At 41.2% G+C, this 21,796-nt stretch carries 23 protein-coding genes and 1 pseudogene; 9 read left to right on the forward strand and 15 right to left on the reverse strand.

Features of this window, described 5'->3' with window-relative positions; genetic code table 11:
* Window positions 1-422: 422 nt before the first annotated feature.
* The gene (bchB, locus tag AC5JMK_RS19065; protein ID WP_096678622.1) at window positions 423-1,949 is read right to left on the reverse strand and encodes a ferredoxin:protochlorophyllide reductase (ATP-dependent) subunit B; all 1,527 of its coding nucleotides are present in this window, start codon (window positions 1,947-1,949) and stop codon (window positions 423-425) included.
* A gap of 435 nt (window positions 1,950-2,384) precedes the next feature.
* Here bchB and AC5JMK_RS19070 point away from each other — a divergent pair.
* Window positions 2,385-2,720: pseudogene (locus AC5JMK_RS19070) on the forward strand (type II toxin-antitoxin system HicB family antitoxin); the annotation flags it as partial.
* Window positions 2,721-2,825: 105 nt separating this feature from the next.
* On the opposite strand, the gene AC5JMK_RS19075 reads toward AC5JMK_RS19070, so the two are convergent.
* Together AC5JMK_RS19075 and AC5JMK_RS19080 are read right to left on the reverse strand one after the other, a co-directional pair.
* Complete coding sequence (locus tag AC5JMK_RS19075; protein ID WP_495910805.1) at window positions 2,826-3,035, reverse strand: hypothetical protein; 210 nt, start codon at window positions 3,033-3,035, stop codon at window positions 2,826-2,828.
* Window positions 2,959-3,231, reverse strand: a complete 273-nt coding sequence (locus AC5JMK_RS19080) for a hypothetical protein (protein ID WP_495910821.1) — start codon at window positions 3,229-3,231, stop codon at window positions 2,959-2,961. The genes AC5JMK_RS19075 and AC5JMK_RS19080 overlap by 77 nt, the downstream gene beginning before the upstream one ends.
* Window positions 3,232-3,316: 85 nt before the next feature.
* Between AC5JMK_RS19080 and AC5JMK_RS19085 the strand changes: the two genes are divergently transcribed.
* Window positions 3,317-3,520, forward strand: a complete 204-nt coding sequence (locus tag AC5JMK_RS19085) for a hypothetical protein (protein WP_495910806.1) — start codon at window positions 3,317-3,319, stop codon at window positions 3,518-3,520.
* A 115-nt stretch (window positions 3,521-3,635) separates the two neighbouring features.
* Here AC5JMK_RS19085 and AC5JMK_RS19090 read toward each other — a convergent pair whose 3' ends face one another.
* The 4 genes from AC5JMK_RS19090 to rpmI form a co-directional block, all read right to left on the reverse strand.
* Entirely contained in the window at window positions 3,636-4,160 is a 525-nt protein-coding gene (locus AC5JMK_RS19090; RefSeq protein ID WP_096678624.1) for a tetratricopeptide repeat protein, read from the reverse strand.
* A gap of 120 nt (window positions 4,161-4,280) precedes the next feature.
* The gene (locus AC5JMK_RS19095) at window positions 4,281-5,159 is read right to left on the reverse strand and encodes a transporter substrate-binding domain-containing protein (protein WP_495910807.1); all 879 of its coding nucleotides are present in this window, start codon (window positions 5,157-5,159) and stop codon (window positions 4,281-4,283) included.
* A gap of 2 nt (window positions 5,160-5,161) precedes the next feature.
* Window positions 5,162-5,518 (reverse strand): 50S ribosomal protein L20, encoded by a 357-nt coding sequence (rplT, locus tag AC5JMK_RS19100; RefSeq protein ID WP_026720096.1) that lies wholly within the window; start codon window positions 5,516-5,518, stop codon window positions 5,162-5,164.
* Window positions 5,519-5,540: 22 nt separating this feature from the next.
* Window positions 5,541-5,738: a 50S ribosomal protein L35 gene (gene rpmI, locus AC5JMK_RS19105; RefSeq protein ID WP_026720095.1), complete on the reverse strand. Its 198-nt coding sequence runs from the start codon at window positions 5,736-5,738 to the stop codon at window positions 5,541-5,543.
* A 102-nt stretch (window positions 5,739-5,840) separates the two neighbouring features.
* On the opposite strand from rpmI, the gene AC5JMK_RS19110 reads away from it, so the two are divergent.
* Window positions 5,841-6,359 carry a GrpB family protein gene (locus AC5JMK_RS19110; protein WP_495910808.1) on the forward strand — a complete coding sequence of 173 codons (519 nt, stop codon included), beginning with the start codon at window positions 5,841-5,843 and terminating at the stop codon, window positions 6,357-6,359.
* Window positions 6,360-6,374: 15 nt separating this feature from the next.
* Here the strand turns inward: AC5JMK_RS19110 and AC5JMK_RS19115 are convergent, their stop codons facing one another.
* On the reverse strand, window positions 6,375-8,711 hold the full coding sequence (locus tag AC5JMK_RS19115) for an ATP-dependent helicase (RefSeq protein ID WP_096678628.1): 2,337 nt from the start codon (window positions 8,709-8,711) through the stop codon (window positions 6,375-6,377).
* Between the two features lie 353 nt (window positions 8,712-9,064).
* Here AC5JMK_RS19115 and AC5JMK_RS19120 point away from each other — a divergent pair, with 353 nt between their 5' ends.
* On the forward strand, window positions 9,065-9,337 hold the full coding sequence (locus tag AC5JMK_RS19120; protein ID WP_096672592.1) for a ferredoxin-thioredoxin reductase variable chain: 273 nt from the start codon (window positions 9,065-9,067) through the stop codon (window positions 9,335-9,337).
* A gap of 6 nt (window positions 9,338-9,343) precedes the next feature.
* Here AC5JMK_RS19120 and AC5JMK_RS19125 read toward each other — a convergent pair whose 3' ends face one another.
* The 6 genes from AC5JMK_RS19125 to AC5JMK_RS19150 all read right to left on the reverse strand — a co-directional run bounded on the left by AC5JMK_RS19125 (window position 9,344) and on the right by AC5JMK_RS19150 (window position 14,851).
* Window positions 9,344-9,565, reverse strand: coding sequence for a hypothetical protein (locus AC5JMK_RS19125; RefSeq protein ID WP_096672594.1), 222 nt, complete (start codon window positions 9,563-9,565; stop codon window positions 9,344-9,346).
* Window positions 9,566-9,644: 79 nt separating this feature from the next.
* On the reverse strand, window positions 9,645-10,439 hold the full coding sequence (locus AC5JMK_RS19130) for a YdcF family protein (RefSeq protein WP_495910809.1): 795 nt from the start codon (window positions 10,437-10,439) through the stop codon (window positions 9,645-9,647).
* 187 nt (window positions 10,440-10,626) lie between these two features.
* Window positions 10,627-11,142 carry a hypothetical protein gene (locus AC5JMK_RS19135; RefSeq protein ID WP_096678632.1) on the reverse strand — a complete coding sequence of 172 codons (516 nt, stop codon included), beginning with the start codon at window positions 11,140-11,142 and terminating at the stop codon, window positions 10,627-10,629.
* Window positions 11,143-11,330: 188 nt separating this feature from the next.
* Window positions 11,331-12,875 carry a bifunctional aminoglycoside phosphotransferase/ATP-binding protein gene (locus AC5JMK_RS19140; protein WP_495910810.1) on the reverse strand — a complete coding sequence of 515 codons (1,545 nt, stop codon included), beginning with the start codon at window positions 12,873-12,875 and terminating at the stop codon, window positions 11,331-11,333.
* A 154-nt stretch (window positions 12,876-13,029) separates the two neighbouring features.
* The gene (gene rplY / locus AC5JMK_RS19145) at window positions 13,030-13,329 is read right to left on the reverse strand and encodes a 50S ribosomal protein L25 (RefSeq protein WP_053455620.1); all 300 of its coding nucleotides are present in this window, start codon (window positions 13,327-13,329) and stop codon (window positions 13,030-13,032) included.
* 178 nt (window positions 13,330-13,507) lie between these two features.
* On the reverse strand, window positions 13,508-14,851 hold the full coding sequence (locus AC5JMK_RS19150) for an adenylosuccinate synthase (protein WP_096672600.1): 1,344 nt from the start codon (window positions 14,849-14,851) through the stop codon (window positions 13,508-13,510).
* A 427-nt stretch (window positions 14,852-15,278) separates the two neighbouring features.
* Between AC5JMK_RS19150 and AC5JMK_RS19155 the strand changes: the two genes are divergently transcribed.
* Entirely contained in the window at window positions 15,279-16,322 is a 1,044-nt protein-coding gene (locus AC5JMK_RS19155; RefSeq protein WP_096672602.1) for an adenosine deaminase, read from the forward strand.
* 68 nt (window positions 16,323-16,390) lie between these two features.
* Here the strand turns inward: AC5JMK_RS19155 and AC5JMK_RS19160 are convergent, their stop codons facing one another.
* Window positions 16,391-16,711 (reverse strand): rhodanese-like domain-containing protein, encoded by a 321-nt coding sequence (locus AC5JMK_RS19160; RefSeq protein ID WP_096672604.1) that lies wholly within the window; start codon window positions 16,709-16,711, stop codon window positions 16,391-16,393.
* A gap of 879 nt (window positions 16,712-17,590) precedes the next feature.
* Here AC5JMK_RS19160 and AC5JMK_RS19165 point away from each other — a divergent pair.
* The 4 genes from AC5JMK_RS19165 (at window position 17,591) to AC5JMK_RS19180 (ending at window position 21,736) form a co-directional block, all read left to right on the forward strand.
* Entirely contained in the window at window positions 17,591-18,076 is a 486-nt protein-coding gene (locus AC5JMK_RS19165) for an SET domain-containing protein-lysine N-methyltransferase (RefSeq protein ID WP_495910811.1), read from the forward strand.
* Window positions 18,066-18,590: a hypothetical protein gene (locus AC5JMK_RS19170; RefSeq protein ID WP_096672608.1), complete on the forward strand. Its 525-nt coding sequence runs from the start codon at window positions 18,066-18,068 to the stop codon at window positions 18,588-18,590. The genes AC5JMK_RS19165 and AC5JMK_RS19170 overlap by 11 nt, the downstream gene beginning before the upstream one ends.
* Before the next feature lie 184 nt (window positions 18,591-18,774).
* Window positions 18,775-20,451: a DNA mismatch repair endonuclease MutL gene (gene mutL, locus AC5JMK_RS19175; protein WP_495910812.1), complete on the forward strand. Its 1,677-nt coding sequence runs from the start codon at window positions 18,775-18,777 to the stop codon at window positions 20,449-20,451.
* A gap of 307 nt (window positions 20,452-20,758) precedes the next feature.
* Window positions 20,759-21,736: an Rpn family recombination-promoting nuclease/putative transposase gene (locus AC5JMK_RS19180; protein WP_495910813.1), complete on the forward strand. Its 978-nt coding sequence runs from the start codon at window positions 20,759-20,761 to the stop codon at window positions 21,734-21,736.
* Window positions 21,737-21,796 lie beyond the last annotated feature (60 nt).

Here is a 21,796-nt window from a genome sequence, read left to right on the forward strand (position 1 = left end):
TCCTCGCTCGTTTTTTTTATTTTTCTTGGCTACCCCTGTTTATTGAGCCGATACACTTAAGAGATCAATAATTGCTATTAAGACTTCTGTAAAAGTATATACTATGATGAAACTAATTACTAAATAAAGTAAGGCTCCTAACAAAACTGCACCATAATATGGTTGAAAAGTCAAAGTGCGAAAGATGGAAAATTGTATAACAAAAGAAACAATTACAATAAAATAGCCGATAAATTGAACTATTCTTAGAATAGTAATTAATCTTGTGTATAGTCTATTTTGATTAGAACTGTTAGGTGATTTGTTACTGCTCATAAATTTCTATTTTCAAATTACTTAAGTAATAGGAATAAGAAAAGTGTTCCCAAGGAGGAAACACTCTCATGTCATACCTAGCTCAAAGCTGAAACCGAACTATATAACTATGCTCCTACAGCTTCCTTCGCAGCATACAGCACTTCAACTGTGATATCTTTAATACCTCGCTCACGAGCAAATTTCTCGGTGTTGCGCTTCACTTTACCACGAACAAAACCGGGAATCTTGTTCAATTCTGCTACACCATCTTTAGTCCAGTTGAGGTCAGATTCAGTAGATATACCCTTAGTGATGACTTCTTTAGTATCGTGTCCACCAAAGATTTCGAGCAAGTGGTCTTCCATTCCCAATGTAAAGGAATTGTAGACCAAATCGGCAATTTGGTTAGTACCTTCGTAACCCATAAATGGTTTGTAACCGATGGGGAAGTTTTGGATATGAATGGGTGCAGCAATTACACCGCAGGGGATATCCAGACGTTTACCAACATGGCGTTCCATTTGTGTACCGAAAATGGCAGAGGGTTCGACACGAGCGATCGCATCTCCAATTTGACCATGATCATCAGTAATAATGATTTCATCACAGTATTCGCTGACTTGTTCCCGGAACCAGTCAGCATCATATTTGCAATAAGTTCCAGCCCAAACAACGTGAATGCCCATTTCCCGCGCTAAAATTTTGGTTATAGCGGCAGCGTGGGTGTTATCACCAAAGACGACTGCTTTTTTACCTGTTAAGTTCTGACAGTCAATTGAACGGGAAAACCAAGCAGCCTGAGATACATGCAGTGTTTGCTCGTTTATGAAGTCTTCGTAGTCAACCTCAGCGCCTTGGGCATTAATTATCTGCTGAATTTTACGGATGCAGCGAGCAGTTTCAACTACACCCATAGGAGTAATATCTACGTAGGGTATTCCAAATTCTGCTTCTAGATAACCAGCTGCCATTGAGCCAAGTTCACGATAAGGACAAAGATTGAACCAAGCACGAGGCAAGTTTTTCAACTCATGAACCGAAGCACCTTCAGGAATAGCAGCATTTACCTCAATTCCTAAGTCTGCCATTAATCGTTTCAACTCGGTGCAGTCGTGCTGGTTGTGAAAGCCAAGAGTAGAAATACCGATGATATTAACAGAGGGCTTTTCGGTTTTGCCTTCTGGAAGTTCGCCCTTTTTGCGAGCTTTTTCGATGTAGAACTGGACAATTTGATGCAGAGTGCGATCGGCTGCTTGCAATTCGTTGACCCGATAGTGGTTAACATCCGCCAGCATCACATCACCTTTGGCTTCCAACTGCGCCCGTTCGACGAAGTTTTGCAAATCTTCTTGCAAAATACTAGAAGTACAGGTAGGGGTAAGAACAATCAAGTCTGGATGTTCTTCGGCGTCTTTACGGGTAATATTGTCTACCACCTTTTCTTGGGAACCACGCGCCAAAACGTTGCGATCAACAACACTAGCAGTTACTGGGGTGAAGTTTCGTTCCCGTTCCAGCATTGAGCGCATGACGTTAAAGTAGTCATCGCCCAGTGGTGCGTGCATGATAGCATGAACGTTTTTGAAAGAACTGGCAACCCGCAGAGTACCGATATGGGCTGGGCCTGCATACATCCAGTAAGCCAATTTCATAATAGTGTTCTCCGTTTAAATTAAACCAAGCGTGTCCGAATAAGAGGTGGACTTTTGTGTTTAATTATTAAGTCGTTTTTGATTCTCTCAAATGTTCTAGCCTGACAGTAGTTGCCTTCTTGTAAGTTTACATCCCCTAATAAAGCTTGAGACGTTGTTGCTGCTTGGGATTGGATGCTCTACTAAAACAACATTCGTGTTGCTAAAGTTCAATAAAAATTAACGTTTCGGTAAATTCCTTAGCATTCGAGAACTTGCAAGGTAATGATGGTAAATTGCTGGCGATCGCAGCTAGTTGTGACTATAACGTGATACTACATATAATCCTAGTAGCCTGTAACAAAGATTTTGACAGTCTAAAAATTTCTTAGTAAGCACTGAAGTGCTTAAACGAGGTATAAAGCCCCTACTAAACCTATCAAAATTAGTGTGATGATAGAGAAACTTAATCAGAAGCACAAACCAACTAAAAAACCATCTCTAGAATACTATTTAAATCTTCAATATCCTGTGACTTTATATCCTGATCCAGAAGGAGGATATGTTGCTCAAATTAAAGATTTACCTGGATGTCTCTCTCAAGGTGAAACTTTAGAAGAGGCGATGACAAATATCAATGAGGCGCGGGAGTTGTGGATTGAAACTGTGTATGAAGCCGGGGATGAAATACCTTTGCCTAGTAATGATGAAACTTATAGTGGTAAGTTGTTGGTACGGATGCCAAAGTCTTTGCATCGTCGCTTGGTTGAGAAAGCAGAAGTCGATGGTGTCATCTATTGTTTGAGGTGGGGTTTGGGAAATTTCTGGAGAATTCGTTTTTGGATGTTTCTTCCATTTCTGCTTTACCACCTCCAAATTTTCTTCCCTTGTGGCTGTTTAATGTTTAAGCGTCAGGGTAAATTTCCAATAGCCTTTATTCTTTGCAGATTTTTCGTCATTTCGGAGTCCTAACTCCAACAAACAATCAAGTGCTGTCTGAACTTCTTCCAATTCCTCTTGCTGGTTAAGACTAGATTTTGCAGGATGCTTTAAGTTGTTGACCAGTTTGTTTGATCTGATGAAGTAAATCTTCTTTTTTTGTACCATACTCAATTGTGCGACTTCTTTTTCCGCTTGCTTGTTTAGTTTGGTATCCTGTAAAGCGCAATTTGTTAGTTTCCCACTTGACAACAAGCGCTGCTTTTAAATCTTCTGGTTGTTGTTCGGCTAATAAAAGTAAAGCATCTACCAAACTTAGAACATTCTCTAAAACTGACTCATCCCAACGAATATTTCTTACCATCGGTCAAATATAAAGAGAATCTTAATAAAATTAAATTGCCCAAACAAACAATTGACCTCGTAAATAAAAACATGAGGTCAAATAAATGACTACAAGGAAACAAACTTCCAGCCTAAATCAGAAAATTATCACTTTATTACTAGTCCTGAAAATCTTACTTGTCGGTATCCAAGCTGAAAACCGTATTCAACAAGAAGACGCATCCATCGAAGTCTTAATTTGGATGATTAACCAGTGCATCCCGATACTGCAAAAAACTGAGAACCTAGAAGATAAAAATAAGAAATAGAAAAAACCCCATCCCTAAGCAATACTGCTCGGATAAGATAAATCGATTGACATTTAAATACTGTAGAGACGTTGCAGTGCAACGTCTCTACAACCCTTGCGGGAGGGGTTATAACTTATGCAGCTACCAAACGCCTTAAAGATTCGGCGCGGCGTTTAGCAGTGGCATTTTTCGGATCATATTTGAGTGCTTCTTCGTAAGCTTGTAGTGCTTGAGCAGTTAAATTTTTGCGCTCGTATGCATGAGCTAGATTATTTAAAGCTGTGACATAATCAGGTTTGGTTTTCAGCGCTTCTTTGTATTGACGAATTGCTAAATCATATTGTTCTTGAGCAAAGTAAACGTAACCCAAGCCGTTATAAATCCCAGCAATATTTTTTTCTTCCTCTTCTTCTGCGGCTTTCAAAGCTTTTTGAAACAGAGTCACCGCTTGAGTATAAACTTTTTTCTCGGAATAAATACTAGCTAATTCGTAATACTCTTGAGCCGTTCCCTTTTCTTTTGCCAGCTTATTTCGCAAGCGTGAAAAGTTTCTTTCTATCTTGCGATTTTTGAAAATCTGGGGAACAACATTGATAAAGGTGAATAAGAGAATACCCACCAAAATTGCAAGATAAATAACTGGTAAATTGTTATCCATTGCCTTTATTAAAAATATCTTCTTTATCTATTATCAACTTCTTGGCTACAGTTGATAGTTAAGAGTCAAGTGTCCAGAGTAAATAGTTTTTTGACCATTGACCAATGACCAATGGCCATTTTACGGTAAACCCCAGTGTTGAGCGCGCTGCTGGAGCCAACCTTTTTCCAAATACCGTGCGATCGCTCCATTTACTTGGCGTCGCAAATCATCATACTGCAATCCCTTGGGCATGACTACAGATAAAGGCTCAGTTGATAGCTTGACTGGCACTAGCCGATATTGAGGATATTGTTGCACCCAGCCACTCAGAACGCTAGTATCGGCAGCAAAAGCCACTACTGTATTATTTTCTAAAAGCGATCGCCCTTCTGCATAGGAATTCACCCCGACCAAATCTGCTTGTGGCAAATAATACTTAATATCAGCTATGGTACTGGAATTTTTGAGAACGGCTATTTTCTGTTTATCTATGTCGCCTAGCTTCTGTATAGAGGTATTTTTGGTAATTAATCTCGTGCCATCAAAGTAGTAAGGTATACTTAAACTCACTAAGCGGGCGCGTGATTCGGTTGCTGTCACTCTGGCAATAGTGAGATCAACTTTATGATCTATAACTTGTGAAAGGCGATCGCGATTCGCTACAGGTTTGAATTTAACAGCATTATCTTTCCCAAGTAAGTCTGCTGCTAATTTTTGGGCTAAGTCAATCTCAAAACCTTGAAGATTACCCTTTGTATCTGTAAATCCCAACGGACGCAAATTATCTTTGACAGCTATATTCAAATAGCCCCGCCGCCGAATTTCTGGCAGTTCTGCGGCAGATGCTGATGATTGGGTATCTGCAATAACAAGGGCAAATAGCAACAACAAAAGAATTATTTTTTTGCCAATACTCCGCAAAAAGTAATTGCGGGTGGTAGGTTTTGGGTGCAGGGTTTTTCTCCCTACCGCCCTATTTTCCCATCCCCCCATCATTACCTGTTTGGGATTACCCATTTTTAACTCTTTGCTTGGCTTGCTAATTCTGCTACTTTAGCAAAACCAGTTGGATCGAGGACTGCCATTTGTGCCAACATTTTACGATTGAGTAAGATGTTAGCTTTTTTGAGATTACCGATAAACTGGCTATAGCTCATGCCCTGTTGACGAACAGCAGCGTTGATCCGGGTGATCCAGAGGCGACGGAAGTCACGCTTGCGCTTTTTGCGATCGCGATAAGAACTCCGCAGCGCCTTCATCACTTGTTGATTGGCGGTTCTAAACAGAGTGGAGTGAGATCCACGAAAACCTTTGGCGAGTTTGAGAATTTTTTTGCGGCGTTTACGAGCAACATTACCGCGTTTTACCCTTGTCATGGCTTAAATTTTCCTGAAAAAATTACAAATAGGGGAGCATCAAGCGTACATTTTCGGCGTCGCGCTCGTCAACAAGAACCATTTTGGAAAGCTTACGCTTTTTGTTGGAGCTTTTGTGTTCGAGCAGGTGGTTTTTGAATGCCTTGCGACGTACGATTTTACCACTGCCGGTGGCGCGGAATCTTTTTGCCGCAGCTTTACGAGTTTTAAGTTTGGGCATGAGGATGGCTATAATTCGACACAATCCATCATTATAAACTATTGAGTTTGAAACGAACCGCCAAGACGCGAAGAACGCCAAGAAAAAGAGGAGAAGTTAAAGATGGATGAGGTGGTGATTGTTGAATATGATCCGCGATGGCAAGTTATGTTTGCGGAAGAGGCGACAGTTATTTGGCAGGCACTAGGCAGTGATTTGGTTGTTGAGATTGAGCATATTGGCAGCACAGCAGTACCAAGGCTGGCAGCAAAACCAGTGATTGATATTATGGTGGGAGTGCGTTCTCTAGAAGATGGAAAGCTGGCCATTCCTGTGTTGGAAGCACTAGGATACGTCTATTGGCGAGATGATCCACGTCCAGGAAGGATGTTTTTTGTGAAAGGAATGCCCCCATACGGCAACCAGCGCACGCATCATGTTCACATTGTTGAGGTGTATGGAGAGTTTTGGCAACAACGAAAGTTATTCCGGGATTATTTGCGGATGCATCCTGAAGAGGTAAAGCGCTATGAAGCTTTAAAAAGAGATTTAGCAGTACGTTTCTCTACAGATCGAGAAGCTTACACTGAGGGAAAAAGTGAGTATATTCAAGCTGTAATGAAAAAAGCACGATGTCAGTAGCTTTGAGAATATTAATTAAATAACACATTCAGGAAACTGTCGCTTTAATGCGGGGAAGACAGGACATGGTGTTGAGGTTTGCAAATTCTCTGGTTTACTCCAAGTAAAGGGCGCTTTTTGAGCAGCAGACATCCACAACAGGCGTTTTGCCCGTGTCATGGCGACGTAGAGTAAACGATACTCTTCTGCTGTTTTGAGGTATTTTGCTTGTTCCCAAGCTGGGCTTACATCTGGTAAATCTACTTGAGTGTGAAGTGCTGCTCGAATTTGGGCGCGGGCGACTTCTGATAAGGTAAAGTCTCCTAAAAATTGGCTTTGGGGAGGAACCCAAAAGCGACCAGGTATTAAGTTTTCATGCATAAATGGTAGAAATACGTAATCCCAGTCTAGACCCTTGGCTTTATGCATGGTGATAATTGTCAGTTGACCGCGACGGGTATAACGGGCTTCTAAATCTTCTGTTTCTACGGATTCAAATCTTTCGGAACTAACGATTTCACTGAGGATATTCAGCATATTTGTCATTGAAGCATGACCAGCTATTTGTATATTCACCCTTTCTGCGAGTTTGTCAGCAGTTGCAAGTTCTGCTTGGTCGTAATTTAATGCCAAAGCTAGGAAGGAAATCAGCTGATACAGAGGTAGTTCCATCCGCGCCCGCAGTAAACTTCGACATAGATGTGCGGCTTTTTGTACTGCTTCTGGCTGGGGTGCAGACAAGGGGCCTGGGTACAAGAATTCTTCAGGTACAGAAGCAGGGGCGTTGAGGTCTTGAGTGGGGATTAACTGTCTTTGTACAAAGACTTCTAAGGCTGCTTTCAAGTGATCGGCGGAGTGGGGGCGATCGCAAAATTGTAATAATGCCAAAATTTCTTGGGGTACATGGGAATGGCGATCGCGTTCTCCGACATCATACAGTGTAATTTGATGCTCTTTACATACAGCCGTCAATGCTTCTGCTAACCATCTACCTTGACGGTTTTCTCTCACTAAGATAGCTGCACTAATTGCATTTGCTTCTGGAACAAATAACTGAATTACTCTTTGAGAGAGCAATTCAACTGTGTGATGAATATCACGTGGAGTATACAGTTCTAGTCCCCGTCCGACTGGTTGAGGATTCGCATCTGGTTGAGGGTCATTGGGGTTAACAAGGCGAATCGTTTGAGGACGGAAAGGGGAAGTGGGAGGATTAAAAGATCCTTGATTCTTGGCTTGATAGGAACTATTTACCCATTGCAAAACGAAATTGGCAGCATCAATAATCATTTTGGTACTGCGACCTGCTTGATCCATTGTTGCTAAACGATTTTTGCTGTTGCAATCTTCGCAAAACTCACGGAAATAAATCGGGTCTGCGGGGGTGAAGGTGGAGTTAATTGCTTGGTTGGGGTCGCCGACACGAATCAGGTTTGGTTGGTTGGGATTGTCGAGATTGGTGGCAAGAATTTGTAATAGTTTGGTTTGCAGGGGACTAGAGTCTTGGGCTTCGTCTTCAAAAACGGCGAATACTTGGTTTTGTTCGATTTTGCGGGCGCTGGAATTTTCTAGGACTCGCAGTGCGGCTAAAATCATGTCGTCGTAGTCAATGAAGTCACGCGATCGCATTAATTTTTGGTACTGTTCGTATAATCCCGCAGCAACAGTTAAAATTTCATAGTTATCTGTGGTTTGTTGACCCAAGCGTCGTAAATCTTCTGGCAACATTCCCGAACTTTTTGCTTCATGAATCACGGTTGTTGCCAAGTCTGGTAAGACTTCTGTTCGCAATACTGACTGACGGCGTAATCTTTCGGTTTCTTCGCCGTCAAATTGTATACCTTCTAGTAAGCGAAAATAATGCCCTGGATAGCTAGCAATCCATTGTTCTACGGCAGTACGGATGAAACGATGGCTTTGGTTTGGCGTAATTAATGTGACATTGTCTAATTGCAATCCTGATAAATCGGAATGACGACTAGCAATATTTAAAGCTAGTCCATGCAGCGTATATACAACAAAACCAGTTTGAGGTAGTGATAATTCTTCACGCAAGTATTTACGGATTTTGACTTTGATATTAGCAACAGCAGAACGAGTGAATGTCACAACTACCAACTGACGACGTTGAGACGAACCTGAAGAATTTGAACGCTGATACTGACGGGCGATCGCGATCGCCGCCGCCGCCGCCATTCCTGTAGATTTACCAGCGCCAGGAACAGCAGAGACAGCCAATGGCCCAGAGTGCCAATCAGCCATTTGTTGCTGTCCAGGACGCAGACGATTGCGAATGCTTAAAATTGCACTTTCTCTGAGAGAAGATAAAGTGGACTGAGGATCAGCTTCGATTGGATATGATTCTTGAGGCACTAGATGTTTAAAATGAGGTCTTACTTTAAGATTTTAGATTTTCACTACAATCAACAACCAACTATCAACCACAACCACTAACTTGACTGCTGTATCACCCTAGAGTGAAGATAAAATGGTTGAGACTGTTGCCAAAGTATAGGCGATTTTTGATGTCGCCTTGCTCTGTTAGTTCTTTTCGTCGATTGGAAAACAGAGTTTTAGACTAACAGAACAAACCATATTCAAGCCTGCATGGGCAGGCTTTGTTTGTCTAGTAGTATTGAGGCGTTAAATTACGCCTCAATACTACTAGAAGCAAAAATCGACTTTTGCAAGCAGTCTATATTTATCAGCAGCAAGTTCAGTGAGGGATGACAGTGGAGACACTTGTGGAAAAGCAGAAGCTAGGTGTAAATATTGTTATGAAGAAAGGCGATCGCGTTCGTGTTAAAGAATCCGTGGTAGTGTACCATCATCCCGAACATCGCGGTAATGCATTTGACCTGAAAGGTACAGAGGGAGAAGTGATGGATATTGTTACCCAGTGGCACGATAGACCAGTTAGTGCTAACTTGCCAGTCTTAGTGAAGTTTAGTAAAAAATTTAAAGCTCACTTCCGTGAACAGGAGTTAGAAATTATCTAACATCCCTCATTGGCGGCGAAAAAACTGCATTATATTAAATTCGCCGCGCATTTTTTTAAGATCTCGACGATGCTGTTCTGCTATTGCGTAGTACCACTCACAGTATTCTTGATACTCTGATCTCGTTTTAACTTCGTGATAAAACTGGTGAGTTGTTTGGTAAACAGCAAAACCTTCCTCAACTTGAGGTTGAGGCAAAGGAATAATATATGGTAAGTCTTTAGACATAAGGAGTCAAAAGTAATTGTGCCACTCCTGATCCATTATTACTTAGCCAGTTCTTGATCACAGTTATTTGGCTTTCAAATTAAAGCCAACCTCTTAAACGATATACGAACATACCCACATATTCTTTTGCTGCCGCAGTAAATTTGTATAAATTAGAACTATCTGGTAGCAAACTCAAGATAGCAGCCTTGGGAGTATGGGCTAGCGCTTCCATTTCACTTTGAGTCACAAGAAAGTCAGTAGGTGCAGGGATAGCGTCAATGCCCTGACGCTTAAAGATTAAGAAAGATCGCGGCATATGCATAGCTGAAGTCACCAGTAAAATCTGGCGAATTCCACGAGTATCAAGTATTTTTTTGACATTTACTGCATTTTGGTAGGTATTGAGAGATTCCGATTCTTGAATGAGAACTTCTGGTGGAACACCAATGGATGTAAGGACTTGAGCCATATCTTCAGATTCTGCTAAACCTTGGTTATCGTCCCAATTGATACGTCCACCGCTCAGAATAATCACGGGGGCTTTGTTTTGGCGGTAAAGTTGAGCAGCATAAATCACACGATCGCCAGCTTCATTTAAATCTACACCCGGTCGTGGTGGTAAAGCTGGTTTGGTAGCACCGCCCAATACAACTATCGCTTCAGCATTTGGTAGTTGCGCGGGTGATAAATACTGCCATTCGAGCGATCGCACCATGAGATTAGCAATCCAGGCGTTACTACTCAATAACAATATCAGCAGTGCCAATATCATCGCGATCGCTGCTGTACGAGGGCGTTTCCATACCATAAACAGTGCTACCACCAGACAAATACTAGCTAGCCCCAAAGGATAAAAAAATAGTGGTAGCAACTTTGAGAGATATAAGAACATAAAGAGGGATCGGGAATCGGGGACAAGGGGATTGGGGACAAGGGATCGGGGACAACAGAGGAGGGAGACAAAGGGGACAACTAATTAGTTATCGGTGATCAGTGATCAAATTAAACTGATCACTGTTAAGGTGATTCATGCTCAATCCCCAATTCCCAATCCCTGATCTGTGATCCCCAAAACTTTTTTACCTCCGCCAAAATTGTGGCCAGTTGGAATTATCAGATGAACGACGGTAACGACGTATAGGCTTTCGGATGCGTCGTTTGACAGTTGGGGTAGGGGGTAATTCTAGCTGTGTCTCATCTGTTAATTCATCAGGAATTTGAGTTCTAGTTTCTTCCTTGCTTTTCCACCAAGCAATCAGCCAGCCTCCGCCAATACCAGCCAACGAACCCAGCAAGATGCTTACAGATGGTTTGTATCCCAAAAAGACAAAGCCAAGTAAGAAAAATAACCAGTATTTCAAACCTGCATCAATACCCTCAGAAGAAGCAATTGCATCACTCTGAGGGCTACTTTTATTAGCAGTAGTCAGCCAGCCTACAGCCAAACCACCCAACACACCCAAGAAAAGGCTTATAGGTAGTGCATAACCAACTACCAAAAAAATGAGTGTTAAAAATACCCCAAACAGGATTTGATTGAGAAAGTTGGGCGAAACCGATAGAAATTGGTTGAAATTGTTCTTTTGTGGTGCCATCAGGTCAACCTCTAACAGGATTTTGGATTTTGGAGCCACTGCGTTGCGGAGGTATTTTCAGAAGCCGCTTCCCGTCTACCCTCCGTTGTAGCACGTGGCGTGATTTTGGATTTTAGATTTCGGAGTCAATGACAAAAATTACTTTTCTACTCAGTAATAACTTCCAATCCAAAATCTCAAATCCTCTATTAAGGCATTAGTTTAGATATTTCCTTTAATTGTGCCTGTATTGGTTGAGTTGTGTCCAAAATTTTTACTAGTGGTTTTTCTTTTTCAGTCCAAGTCTCAGCAGCAGCAAGTTGTGAATCCAACAATTCAGCAGTTGCATCAGCAATATCACCAGTGCGGTGTTGTAGACGTTGTTGTAAAACTTCTGGCGGTGCAGTGCAACCCAGAATTTGTAAAGGTATTTGCTTATCTTGGGCTTGAGCGATCGCTTCTTGTCGTAATTGCTGGCGATCGTACTTAGCATCTAAAATCACATTAAAACCTTGACTTGCGAGCATTATTCCCAATTCCAGCAAACGTGCATAGGTTTTTTGAGTCATTTCGGGTGTATACAAATCATCTCCACCAGCTTGCAGTAGAGGAATCCCCGCTAAATGCTTCCGCACTGCATCTGAACGCAGGTGAATTGCTCCGATCTGTTGAGCTAAATACCTAGCCGTTGTACTTTTGCCAGAACCAGATACTCCGGACATTAAAGTTAAGTGTCCTTGACGCGGTTGAGTATACTCCCACGCCTGCTGGTAATAAGCCGCAGCAGTTTTCGCCGCCTCTTGCTTGGCTTCTGGCGGTACACCAGGATCATCTAACAAAAACGAAGTTACTTTTGCTCTCACATACGCTTGGCGGCTTAAATACAAAGGTAATACCTGCAAACCTTCCCAGTCTCCAGTTTGCTCAATATAAGTATTCAAAAACACATTAGCTAAATCTTTGCACTGCCGTGCTTCCAAGTCCATCACTGTAAACGCCACATCGTACATGACATCAGCAAAGCGAAACGGCTCATTAAACTCTATACAGTCAAAGAGCAAAATTTTATCTTGCCATCGCGCAATATTTCTTAAATGCAGATCACCGTGACATTCCTTAATATAGTTGTGATTAATGCGACTTTTAAATAAATCTGCACGTTCTGCAAAAAAGCGATCGCTATACTGCTTTGTTTCCTCAAACTGCACTTGAGTTTGTGGTCCACCAATATATTTTTCCGTTTGCTGGTAATTTTCGTCAAATGCAGCCCGGACTTGTGATACTTCCCCAAAAGAACGAATGTAATCATTGGTAGCACTTTTACCGTGAAACTCTGCTACTATTCGTCCCAATTCTGCTATGTGTTTCTCCTCTAACTTCCCCTGCTCAAACATTTCACTCAGCAAAGCTTCCTGGGGAAACTGACGCATTTTCAACGCATACTCTACAGCTTCTGCTCCCCCTAGTTGATATTGCTCGCCTACCAAACTTATAGGCAATACTTCTAGATATAATTCCCCAGCACCTCGTTGATTTAACCTCAACTCTTCCTGACAAAAATGCTGGCGCTTTTCCAATGTCGAATAATCCAAAAAGCCAAAATTTACAGGCTTCTTCAACTTATAAACATAATCCCCAGTCAACAACACATAAGAAACATGCGTCTGAATTAACTTTACTGGTTCTTGTACAGCATGAGGATAAAACTCAGGCTGTAACATCTGTTCAATTAAAGGTGGAATAGAAACAGTCATATTTTTTCTTTGTGTCCTACTTGTCCTACTGTTCGAGAAGCCCTTCGGGTACTCTACGAGAAGCCTATGAGCGCGTCTATGTATTCTATGTAATTCAATCAACAAAAAACCAGGGTTTTCACCCTGGTCTTTTCAGCAATTATGACAAACTGTATCAACCTTTGCTGGAAGCAAAAAAACTCAAATGGTAAGGTGTTCCCTTTGCTGGATGAGTTTGAACTTCTCGGATCACCGTTTTACCGCGCCAATCCAAATCTGTTACATTGAGTTCAAACTCAGTTTTATTGACACGAGCCTTCTTGAGCAAGTTCTCAACAGTTTTAGCATCAACTACTAGAGAAATAGACTCGCTACCTTTGTGACCATACAAATTAGCAGGTATAAATCCAGAACGACGCAAAGCATTAGGTTTGCTACCTTCCGGCCGCTTTTTACAATCAATCGTAAGTTCCATAGAAATTGTGAGTTGTTAATTGACAAATTGGGGGATCGGGGAAAGGGGATCAGGATCAGGATCAGGGAAAGGGGATTAGTGTTTATTCTCTTCCTTATCTCCCTTGTCCTCCTTGTCCTCCTTGTCCTCCTTGTCCTCCTTGTCCCCGATCCCTGATCCCCGATCCCTGATCGCTAACCTAAGCACTCAGCAATGAAGCTGGAGAACCATCGGCGTGTAGCAAAGCCCGTTTGGGGCCATGTATCGGGTCTTCGACAATGATAGTTTGATCGCGGCTGGCTCCTAAAGAAACAATCGCGATCGGCACTTCCATTAATTCTGCCAAAAATTTGAGATAATCCAACGCTTGGCGTGGCAAGTCATCTAAAGAACGGCAGTTACTGGTAGACTGCTGCCATCCAGGTAAGGTTTTGTAAACCGGACGACACTGAGTAAACTTACGGGCGCTTGTGGGAAAATGCTCACAGCGTTCCCCATCTATCTCATAGGCAATACAAACTTTAATCTCCTCTAGTTGATCAAGGACATCTAGTTTAGTAATCGCCAAACAGTCCAAGCCATTGATACGCACAGCATAGCGACCAATGACCGCATCAAACCAGCCACATCGGCGTTTGCGTCCGGTGGTTGTGCCAAATTCTGCACCAAGGGAACACAACAATTCTCCTAATTCCCCATCTAATTCTGTGGGGAAAGGCCCTTCGCCAACACGAGTAGTATAGGCTTTTGCTACCCCAATTACCCGGTCTATCATTGTCGGGCCTAGCCCTGAACCAACACAAGCCCCGCCAGCTACTGGGTTAGAAGAGGTGACGTAGGGATAAGTCCCATGATCTAGATCAAGAAGTGTACCTTGTGCGCCTTCAAATAATATATTACGTCGTCGCTGAATCGCATCGTAGATTTTTAAGGAGGTATCGACTACATGAGGTCGCAATCTTTCCGCATACCCCAGATATTCATCTATCACCTTCTGGGGTTCTAGCGGTGGTAAGTTGTAAAGCTTTTCTAAAATGACGTTTTTATAATTGATCGTCCACTCTAGTTGATCACGTAGTCCTCGGAAGTCCATCAAGTCTAACATCCTGATGCCTGTCCGTTCCGATTTGTCGGCATAGGTTGGACCAATACCTCGACCAGTCGTACCTATTTTATGATTTCCTCGGCGTTCCTCTGATGCCTGATCAATCAAGCGATGATAAGGCATCGTTACGTGTGCTGTTTGAGCAATTAATAAATTGTTGGTAGAAATGCCAAGTTCTTCTATTTGATCGAGTTCTGCGATTAAAACCTGTGGATCGATGACTGTTCCAGAACCAATAATGCACTCTGTATCCGGGTACAAAATACCAGAGGGAATCAAATGCAATTTAAAGGTTTGACCCTTGACTACAATTGTGTGTCCAGCATTGACACCCCCTTGATAACGTACTACCACATCTGCGGAGCGGCTGAGTAAGTCGGTGATTTTTCCTTTTCCTTCATCGCCCCACTGGGCACCTATAACAATAACGTTAGCCAAGAGTTTATATTAAAAAGCTAAAGTTTTCACAAATTGAAATTATCGCCAAATTTTGCAGCAGATGTCAACCTTTTAAAACAAAAATATTAGTAGGGGCGATCGCAGACAGATATCACATCAAACGAAATAGCAATTGGCAAGTGTGTCTTTGCGAACAAATCAAATTAGTTATTGATATGAGCGATCGCCCATATTAATTGCAAGCTTTTTCAGTGAGCGATCACACTTTGGTTTTCGTACAAAACACTGAATTTCAAGCATAAAATTAAAAGCTTTTAAGGTAAATAAGCAGGAATAAACACAGCTAGGTTACTAACAGTAAACAAACACCAAACCCTACCAATGACAAATAACACGACAACAAGCAAATTATTTTTTTATTTGTTACTGTTAATAATAATTAATATTTGTTCTGAATAGCACTACTATGACTTTATACGCAGAGTTACACAGACACCTTGGTGGTTCGGTTGTACCACGAGTTTTATGGCGGTACTTTGAACGTCATTCGTCGGAGTTAATTTCTCGGTTTGCTGACTATGAAGGTTTTGAAGAGTTTTACACACGTCCGCGTAATACTTTAGATGAGTATTTAGAGTTACACACTCTTGTAGAAAGTGTACAAACTGTAGAGACTCTACCCTACTTTATTTATCGGCTATTACGGGGTGCTTATATATTTGAAAATTTGGCTTACTTAGAACTGCGTTATACACCTTATCTACGAACACCAGAACACCTGAGTCAATCACAAAGAATTGACAAAATGGCAGAAATTGTCGAAGTTGTAGGTAAGGCAAGTAAACTACCTGAATATCCGATTGTCACTAGTCAAATTCTTTGTATGCATTCGCGCCTACCCTATGAGGTGAATAAAGCGATTGTAGACTTAGCTGCACAAAATAAGCAGTACGTTTGTGCAGTAGACGTGGCAGGGGGAGATAGTTATTATGGCGATCGCCTAGAAGAATGGGTAGAACTATATAACTATGCGCTGTCTTTAGGAATTGGTACAACAGGACACCTTTACGAAACAACAGTCGGTTGTTATCCAGAACTGTTACCATTTTTGATGCGAATTGGTCATGGAATCCAAATTCCTTTGTTGTACCCTGAATTACTTCCAGATTTAGCAAAACAGAATCAGTGTTTGGAAGTTTGCCCCACAACTTACCTAAAAACAGGTACGTTAGAAGATATCCGCCAACTTAAGATTGTCTTCGACCGTTGTTTTGATGCTGGAGTCGATATCGCCATTTGCACAGATAACGCTGGACTACACAACGTCCGCTTACCGTTTGAGTACGAAAATCTTCTCACCTACGACATAATTAATTTTCAACAACTCCAAGCTTGTCAGGATGCAGCTTTCCGTCATGCTTTTGCTTGGCCTTACAGTCAACGTCCAGCATCACTATTAAATGGATTGCTGAATCCTGAAGATACTAAGCTTGTAGCTATGAAAAATTAGAACAGTTACCAGTTATCAGTTAACAGTGACCAGTTTAAATTTGATAACTGATAACTGATAACTGAATTCTAAGCTCCTACTGTTGCACCTCCGGCTGTTTTCCAAGCGGATAAACCACCTTTAATTTCACAGACATGAGCAAATCCAGCCTCTTTTAAAAGTTGTGAAGCTTCGGCTGCTTGTTTGTCGTTTTCACCATAAACAAAAATCTCGCGCTTGCTATGGAAAGCAATTTTAGCGCGGTCTGCCAAGTCAGCTAAGGGAATGGGTACTGCTCCTGTAATATGACCTGTATTGTAGCTGCTGCGATCGCGTACATCCAAAATCGTAAAACCAGGTTGACCCAATTCCAGACGAGATTTCAAGTCGTGTGCAACAGAATCAAGCATAATAGCCACCTAAATTAATTGTTTTTGCCTAATAGTTTGTTGATTTCCACTATCAACAGCAATCTATCAAAAAACTTATTTTTATCGAGCTTTTTTTAAAAAGAATAAATATTTTCATGAAGATTGATAAATATATATGCTTTTATATCAAGAAATATAAATTTATGTATATCTAATTAATAGACAAGTGAGAGTTTATTCCATGCTGTCCACAATTAATTGAAATTCCTTCAATACTTGCAAGGCGATCGCATAATAATCGCTTTTAGAGCAGAGGAGCAGGGAAACAGATAGGGATATTAATGATGTACTCTGTTATGAACGAAAAAGTCCTTGACAATCTTAGCAATATCTGAAACAGTTGCTATACCTTAATGACAATAGTTTTTCAGGTTGATATGACATAGTTATCACACTGTTTTTGCTCTGCTCTCTGGGAACACAGAGAACAAAATGTAGCTTATTTTCGAGTAAGCAGGCAACAATTTTTCCTTGACTAAATTTTAAATTTCCTATAAATATACTCTTATTAACCGTTTAATAAGCTGTTTAAAACTATTTAGCCTTGTTAAAAAGTCTTATTAATTACGGATTAAATATTATAGCGTTTCCTAAGCTACTGAGGTACACCTAATCTTTTTCAATCTTTATCCAAAAATATAACCAAATTTAAAACCGTACCTCACTAGGTCGGAAAACGCTATAACTTGTCAAGTTAATATCAATTCTGCTGATTTTTTGTGTCTTACTTTATCTCCGCTGCAAAATTCTGTAAATCGCTGTTATATTGCCCAGATCCTAAAAGCTTGACTATACAACGATTGTGGGCGACCATTCGCCCCATCAGAGCAGAAATTAAATTTTCCCAGAGTAAAAACAATGCAGAAAACCGAAAAAAATATCATAAAAAAGAGAGTCGCACCCTTTGCTGAGGTTTGGGAGTGTTCAGTTACTCAAAGCAAATCCTTACATACTACTGCTGAGTTTGAGGATGGACAAATCATCGCTAATTTTAGCCCGAAAGAAATCCTTGATAGTCCTAGTTATTTAACTGTCCAAATTGGCGAGCATCAACATATTATGCTCGACCCTGAGTTTTTGCAATATATCAATCATAGCTGCGCTCCTAATGTTTTTTTTGATACGAAAAATAGGATATTGATTACTCTTAGAAAAATAGAAATTGGAGAAGAATTAAAATTCTTTTATCCCTCAACGGAATGGTCAATGGATCGAGGATTTAATTGTATTTGTCAAAGTGAAAATTGCCTGGGATATATCCAAGGAGCAGCCCATATACCCCTCAATATTTTGACAAAATATAAACTGTCCCAGTATATACAGCAAAAGCTAAATGGTTTGTAAAGAAATGATGCCATTGCTAATAGAAAGGCTACAAAATGAATCAGGCATTGCTTTGTCTCAAAATAGAGCGGACAGCTTGTGGGAAAGATTTCAAGACGGCTTTGCACATTTTGTCGTTATTCAGGGTCAAATCATTGGCTGTTGTTTTATTTGGCATGATTCGCTGAAAGCAAATTCAGAATCAAAATATGTTGAATTGGGAACCTTATGGGTTCAAAAGCAGTACCGAACATCAGCACTTTTGGAAATCAGCAATAATATCAAACGTATAGCAAAAGGAAAGAAAATTCTAGGCTTTTGTAAAGACCTCAAAGTCGCAAGATTTTTTGTGATGAGTTCTCTGTTTCCCTTTAGTTCAATTGCTAACTGGAAAAATTGCCCAACAGAAGTAATTGAATCATGCCAGCTTGAAGGGTGGCATCCCACTGATATCTCAACCCAGAGTCGGTACAGCTGCGTATTGTATCTTGAAAAGAATCATGAACTTACATCTTGGTACTTAATCTATGAATAATTCTGAAAAAACTCAGCTATGAAGGAGTGCGTCAAACAGTCGAACTAGGGTTTAAAGAAAATCAAGCGTACTCAAGATAGTTCATTTGGCAATAAAATGGATATCAAATCCCTTTTATACTCCCATAATTTCCCTCACGGCCAAGCTGTGCTGTGGCGAGACTACCCTAGTCAAGGTCTACTAGATGGTATCCACAATCCAAGTTTTACCAAAAGAAGTCGTACATTTAATTACAGCTGGAGAAGTGATAGACTCTTTCGCAGCTGTAGTGCGGGAATTAGTAGAAAATTCCCTCGATGCAGGTGCAACACGGATTGTGGTTTCTCTTTGGCCAGAACAATGGCGAATCCAAGTAGCTGATAATGGCTGCGGGATGAACTTGGAAGACTTGCAACGAGCAGCATCAGCCCACAGTACCAGTAAAATTCATAGCTGTGCAGATTTATGGAAAATCACTAGTTTGGGATTTCGTGGTGAAGCGTTGCACAGTTTGACGACTTTGGCTGAGTTAGAAATCTTGAGTCGCCCATCTCCGCTTGTATCTGCTCCGTTTACTGGGGGAACACGGGTAGTATATGGCTATGGAGGGCAAATTCTACATCAACAAGCAGCCGCGATCGCACCTGGTACAGTTGTCACAGTCTCCAATCTCTTTGGTAGTTGTATCGCTAGACGTCAGGGTTTACCAGCGATCGCACAGCAAATGAAAGCAGTACAAGCAAATATCTATCAAATAGCCATTTGTCACCCGCAAGTTGCTTGGCAAGTTTGGCAAAATGACCGGGAATGGTTTAACATCTCTCCAGCTGCGACGATGGGGAAACTCCTACCGCAACTGATCCACCAGGTACGTCCGGGAGACTTACAAGAACTGCAAATAGAATTGTCTAATTCTCCCCAACATTCCCTAAATATAGTTGTGGGATTACCTGATCGCTGTCATCGCCATCGTCCAGATTGGCTGCGGGTTGCGGTAAACGGCAGAATAGTCAAAGCGCCGGAATTAGAAAAAACTATTTTAGGAGCATTTCACAGAACATTACCACGCGATCGCTATCCGGTTTGTTGTCTACATCTGGTGATTTCTCCAGATCAAATTAATTGGAACCGCAATCCCGCCAAGACAGAAATTTATCTCAATGATTTGAATTATTGGCAAAACCAAGTCAGCCAAGCCATTGAACAAGCACTCCAGATTAATTCTGACACAATTCAAGAAGCAGTTCACACTAGTAGAGTTGGGAAATTAATTAAAGTAGCAGAAGAAAGCGGTGCTTACAACATTAATCCTTCCAATTCATCTGAAGATAATTCAACTTCTCACACCTTAAAAGCCGTCGGACAAGTTAACAATACTTATATAGTCGCTGAACATCCCGGCGGTTTGTGGTTAGTGGAACAGCATATTGCTCATGAGCGGATATTGTACGAACAATTGTGCGATCGCTGGCAAATTACTCCGATGGAACCACCGATCATTCTCTATCAATTGTCCTCAGTGCAAGTGTCTCAACTACAGCGCCTTGGTTTAGATATTGAACCTTTTGGTGAACAACTCTGGGCAATCCGCAGTATACCCGCAATGTTACAGCAGCGAGACGACTGTGCAGACGCAATTTTAGAACTGAGTCGAGGAGGAGATTTACAAACAGCACAAGTAGCTGTTGCTTGTCGCAGTGCCATTCGCAATGGTACACCCCTTTCCTTACCAGAAATGCAACAAATTTTAGATGACTGGCAACGCACTCGCAACCCCCGCACCTGTCCCCACGGACGCCCAATTTTTCTATCACTCGAAGAGTCTTCTTTAGCACGGTTTTTCCGTCGTCATTGGGTGATTGGGAAGAGTCACGGGATTTAAGAGGACAAGGAAGATAAGGAGGCGTTTCAATACGGTTCGGATAAGACAAATCGATCTCAATACTGCTCGGATAAGACAAATCGATTGACATTTAAAACCTGTAGAGACGTTGCAGTGCAACGTCTCTACATGCCCAAAATTACGACGACAAATCCTTAACCGAGCAGTATTGGGAGGCGTTTGTAGTGAGGACTTTAGTCCTCGAATTTAAGTACTTAATTGTACTGACCCACTCTACATGCTTTAATCAATTAGCTTTGAAAGAATAATACAGAGGAATCCTCAGCTAGGTAATAATCAATAATTCATGACCGAGATTAATGAACGCGCCGATTTTGATAGTCCTTGGAAAGAAATTCTAGAAGCTTATTTTCCTCAAGCAATGCAGTTCTTTTTTCCTCAAACAGCTGCATTAATTAATTGGGAACGTCCTTACGAATTTCTTGATAAAGAGTTTCAACAAATCGCCCGTAAAGCCGAACAAGGTAAACGATATGCTGATAAATTAGTTAAAGTTTGGCATACCCAAGGAGAAGAACTTTGGTTATTAGTGCATGTTGAAATTCAAGCCAAAAAAGAAGATAATTTCACCAAGCGGATGTTTACTTACAACTTTCGCATATTCGACCGCTTCGATCAACCAGCAAATAGTCTGGCAATTCTCTGTGGCGCAAATCGTGAATGGCAACCAAACAATTACAGTTACAATTATCCCGATACTCACCTAATTTTTGAATTTGGAAGTATTAAGCTTTTGGATTATGAAAATCGCTGGACTGAGTTAGAAAATAGCCGTAACCCATTTGCAACTGTGGTTATGGCGCATTTGAAAACCCAACAAACACAAAAACAACCAGAACAACGCAAAGCATGGAAATTTAGCTTGATTCGCAGGCTTTATGATTTGGGCTTACAAGAACAGGATATCCGCAACCTGTATCGATTTATTGATTGGGTTATGATATTACCAAAAGCCTTGGAAAATCAGTTTTGGGAAGAATTTAAACAGTTTGAGCAGGAGCGTAGTATGACTTATATTACGACGGGCGAACGTATAGGCTACGAGCGAGGAAAACAAGAAGGTAGACAAGAAGGCAGACAAGAAGGTGAACAAATTATTATCTTGCGACTACTACAAAGAAGGCTGGGAAAATTATCACCAGAAACTCAACAGCGCATACAGTCTCTTTCTTTAAATAAATTAGAAGCACTTGGCGAAGCTATATTAGATTTTACTGTGGTCGCAGATTTATTTAATTGGCTACAAGTAAATCAACCAGAATAAGGATAACAGAAAGGGAAGTTTGTAGTGAGGACTAAAGTCCTCATTAAGCGTCAAAGCCTT

It is taken from the genome of Pelatocladus sp. (assembly GCF_059505505.1).

Excerpts from the sequence above, each read along its gene's own strand:
- bchB (WP_096678622.1), bottom strand. The coding sequence starts at position 1,949 with ATGAAATTGGCTTACTGGATGTATGCAGGCCCAGCCCATATCGGTACT.
- AC5JMK_RS19075 (WP_495910805.1), bottom strand. The coding sequence starts at position 3,035 with ATGGTACAAAAAAAGAAGATTTACTTCATCAGATCAAACAAACTGGTC.
- AC5JMK_RS19080 (WP_495910821.1), bottom strand. The coding sequence starts at position 3,231 with ATGGTAAGAAATATTCGTTGGGATGAGTCAGTTTTAGAGAATGTTCTA.
- AC5JMK_RS19085 (WP_495910806.1), top strand. The coding sequence starts at position 3,317 with ATGACTACAAGGAAACAAACTTCCAGCCTAAATCAGAAAATTATCACT.
- AC5JMK_RS19090 (WP_096678624.1), bottom strand. The coding sequence starts at position 4,160 with ATGGATAACAATTTACCAGTTATTTATCTTGCAATTTTGGTGGGTATT.
- AC5JMK_RS19095 (WP_495910807.1), bottom strand. The coding sequence starts at position 5,159 with ATGGGTAATCCCAAACAGGTAATGATGGGGGGATGGGAAAATAGGGCG.
- rplT (WP_026720096.1), bottom strand. The coding sequence starts at position 5,518 with ATGACAAGGGTAAAACGCGGTAATGTTGCTCGTAAACGCCGCAAAAAA.
- rpmI (WP_026720095.1), bottom strand. The coding sequence starts at position 5,738 with ATGCCCAAACTTAAAACTCGTAAAGCTGCGGCAAAAAGATTCCGCGCC.
- AC5JMK_RS19110 (WP_495910808.1), top strand. The coding sequence starts at position 5,841 with ATGGATGAGGTGGTGATTGTTGAATATGATCCGCGATGGCAAGTTATG.
- AC5JMK_RS19120 (WP_096672592.1), top strand. The coding sequence starts at position 9,065 with ATGACAGTGGAGACACTTGTGGAAAAGCAGAAGCTAGGTGTAAATATT.
- AC5JMK_RS19125 (WP_096672594.1), bottom strand. The coding sequence starts at position 9,565 with ATGTCTAAAGACTTACCATATATTATTCCTTTGCCTCAACCTCAAGTT.
- AC5JMK_RS19130 (WP_495910809.1), bottom strand. The coding sequence starts at position 10,439 with ATGTTCTTATATCTCTCAAAGTTGCTACCACTATTTTTTTATCCTTTG.
- AC5JMK_RS19135 (WP_096678632.1), bottom strand. The coding sequence starts at position 11,142 with ATGGCACCACAAAAGAACAATTTCAACCAATTTCTATCGGTTTCGCCC.
- AC5JMK_RS19140 (WP_495910810.1), bottom strand. The coding sequence starts at position 12,875 with ATGACTGTTTCTATTCCACCTTTAATTGAACAGATGTTACAGCCTGAG.
- rplY (WP_053455620.1), bottom strand. The coding sequence starts at position 13,329 with ATGGAACTTACGATTGATTGTAAAAAGCGGCCGGAAGGTAGCAAACCT.
- AC5JMK_RS19155 (WP_096672602.1), top strand. The coding sequence starts at position 15,279 with ATGACTTTATACGCAGAGTTACACAGACACCTTGGTGGTTCGGTTGTA.
- AC5JMK_RS19160 (WP_096672604.1), bottom strand. The coding sequence starts at position 16,711 with ATGCTTGATTCTGTTGCACACGACTTGAAATCTCGTCTGGAATTGGGT.
- AC5JMK_RS19165 (WP_495910811.1), top strand. The coding sequence starts at position 17,591 with ATGCAGAAAACCGAAAAAAATATCATAAAAAAGAGAGTCGCACCCTTT.
- AC5JMK_RS19170 (WP_096672608.1), top strand. The coding sequence starts at position 18,066 with ATGGTTTGTAAAGAAATGATGCCATTGCTAATAGAAAGGCTACAAAAT.
- mutL (WP_495910812.1), top strand. The coding sequence starts at position 18,775 with ATGGTATCCACAATCCAAGTTTTACCAAAAGAAGTCGTACATTTAATT.
- AC5JMK_RS19180 (WP_495910813.1), top strand. The coding sequence starts at position 20,759 with ATGACCGAGATTAATGAACGCGCCGATTTTGATAGTCCTTGGAAAGAA.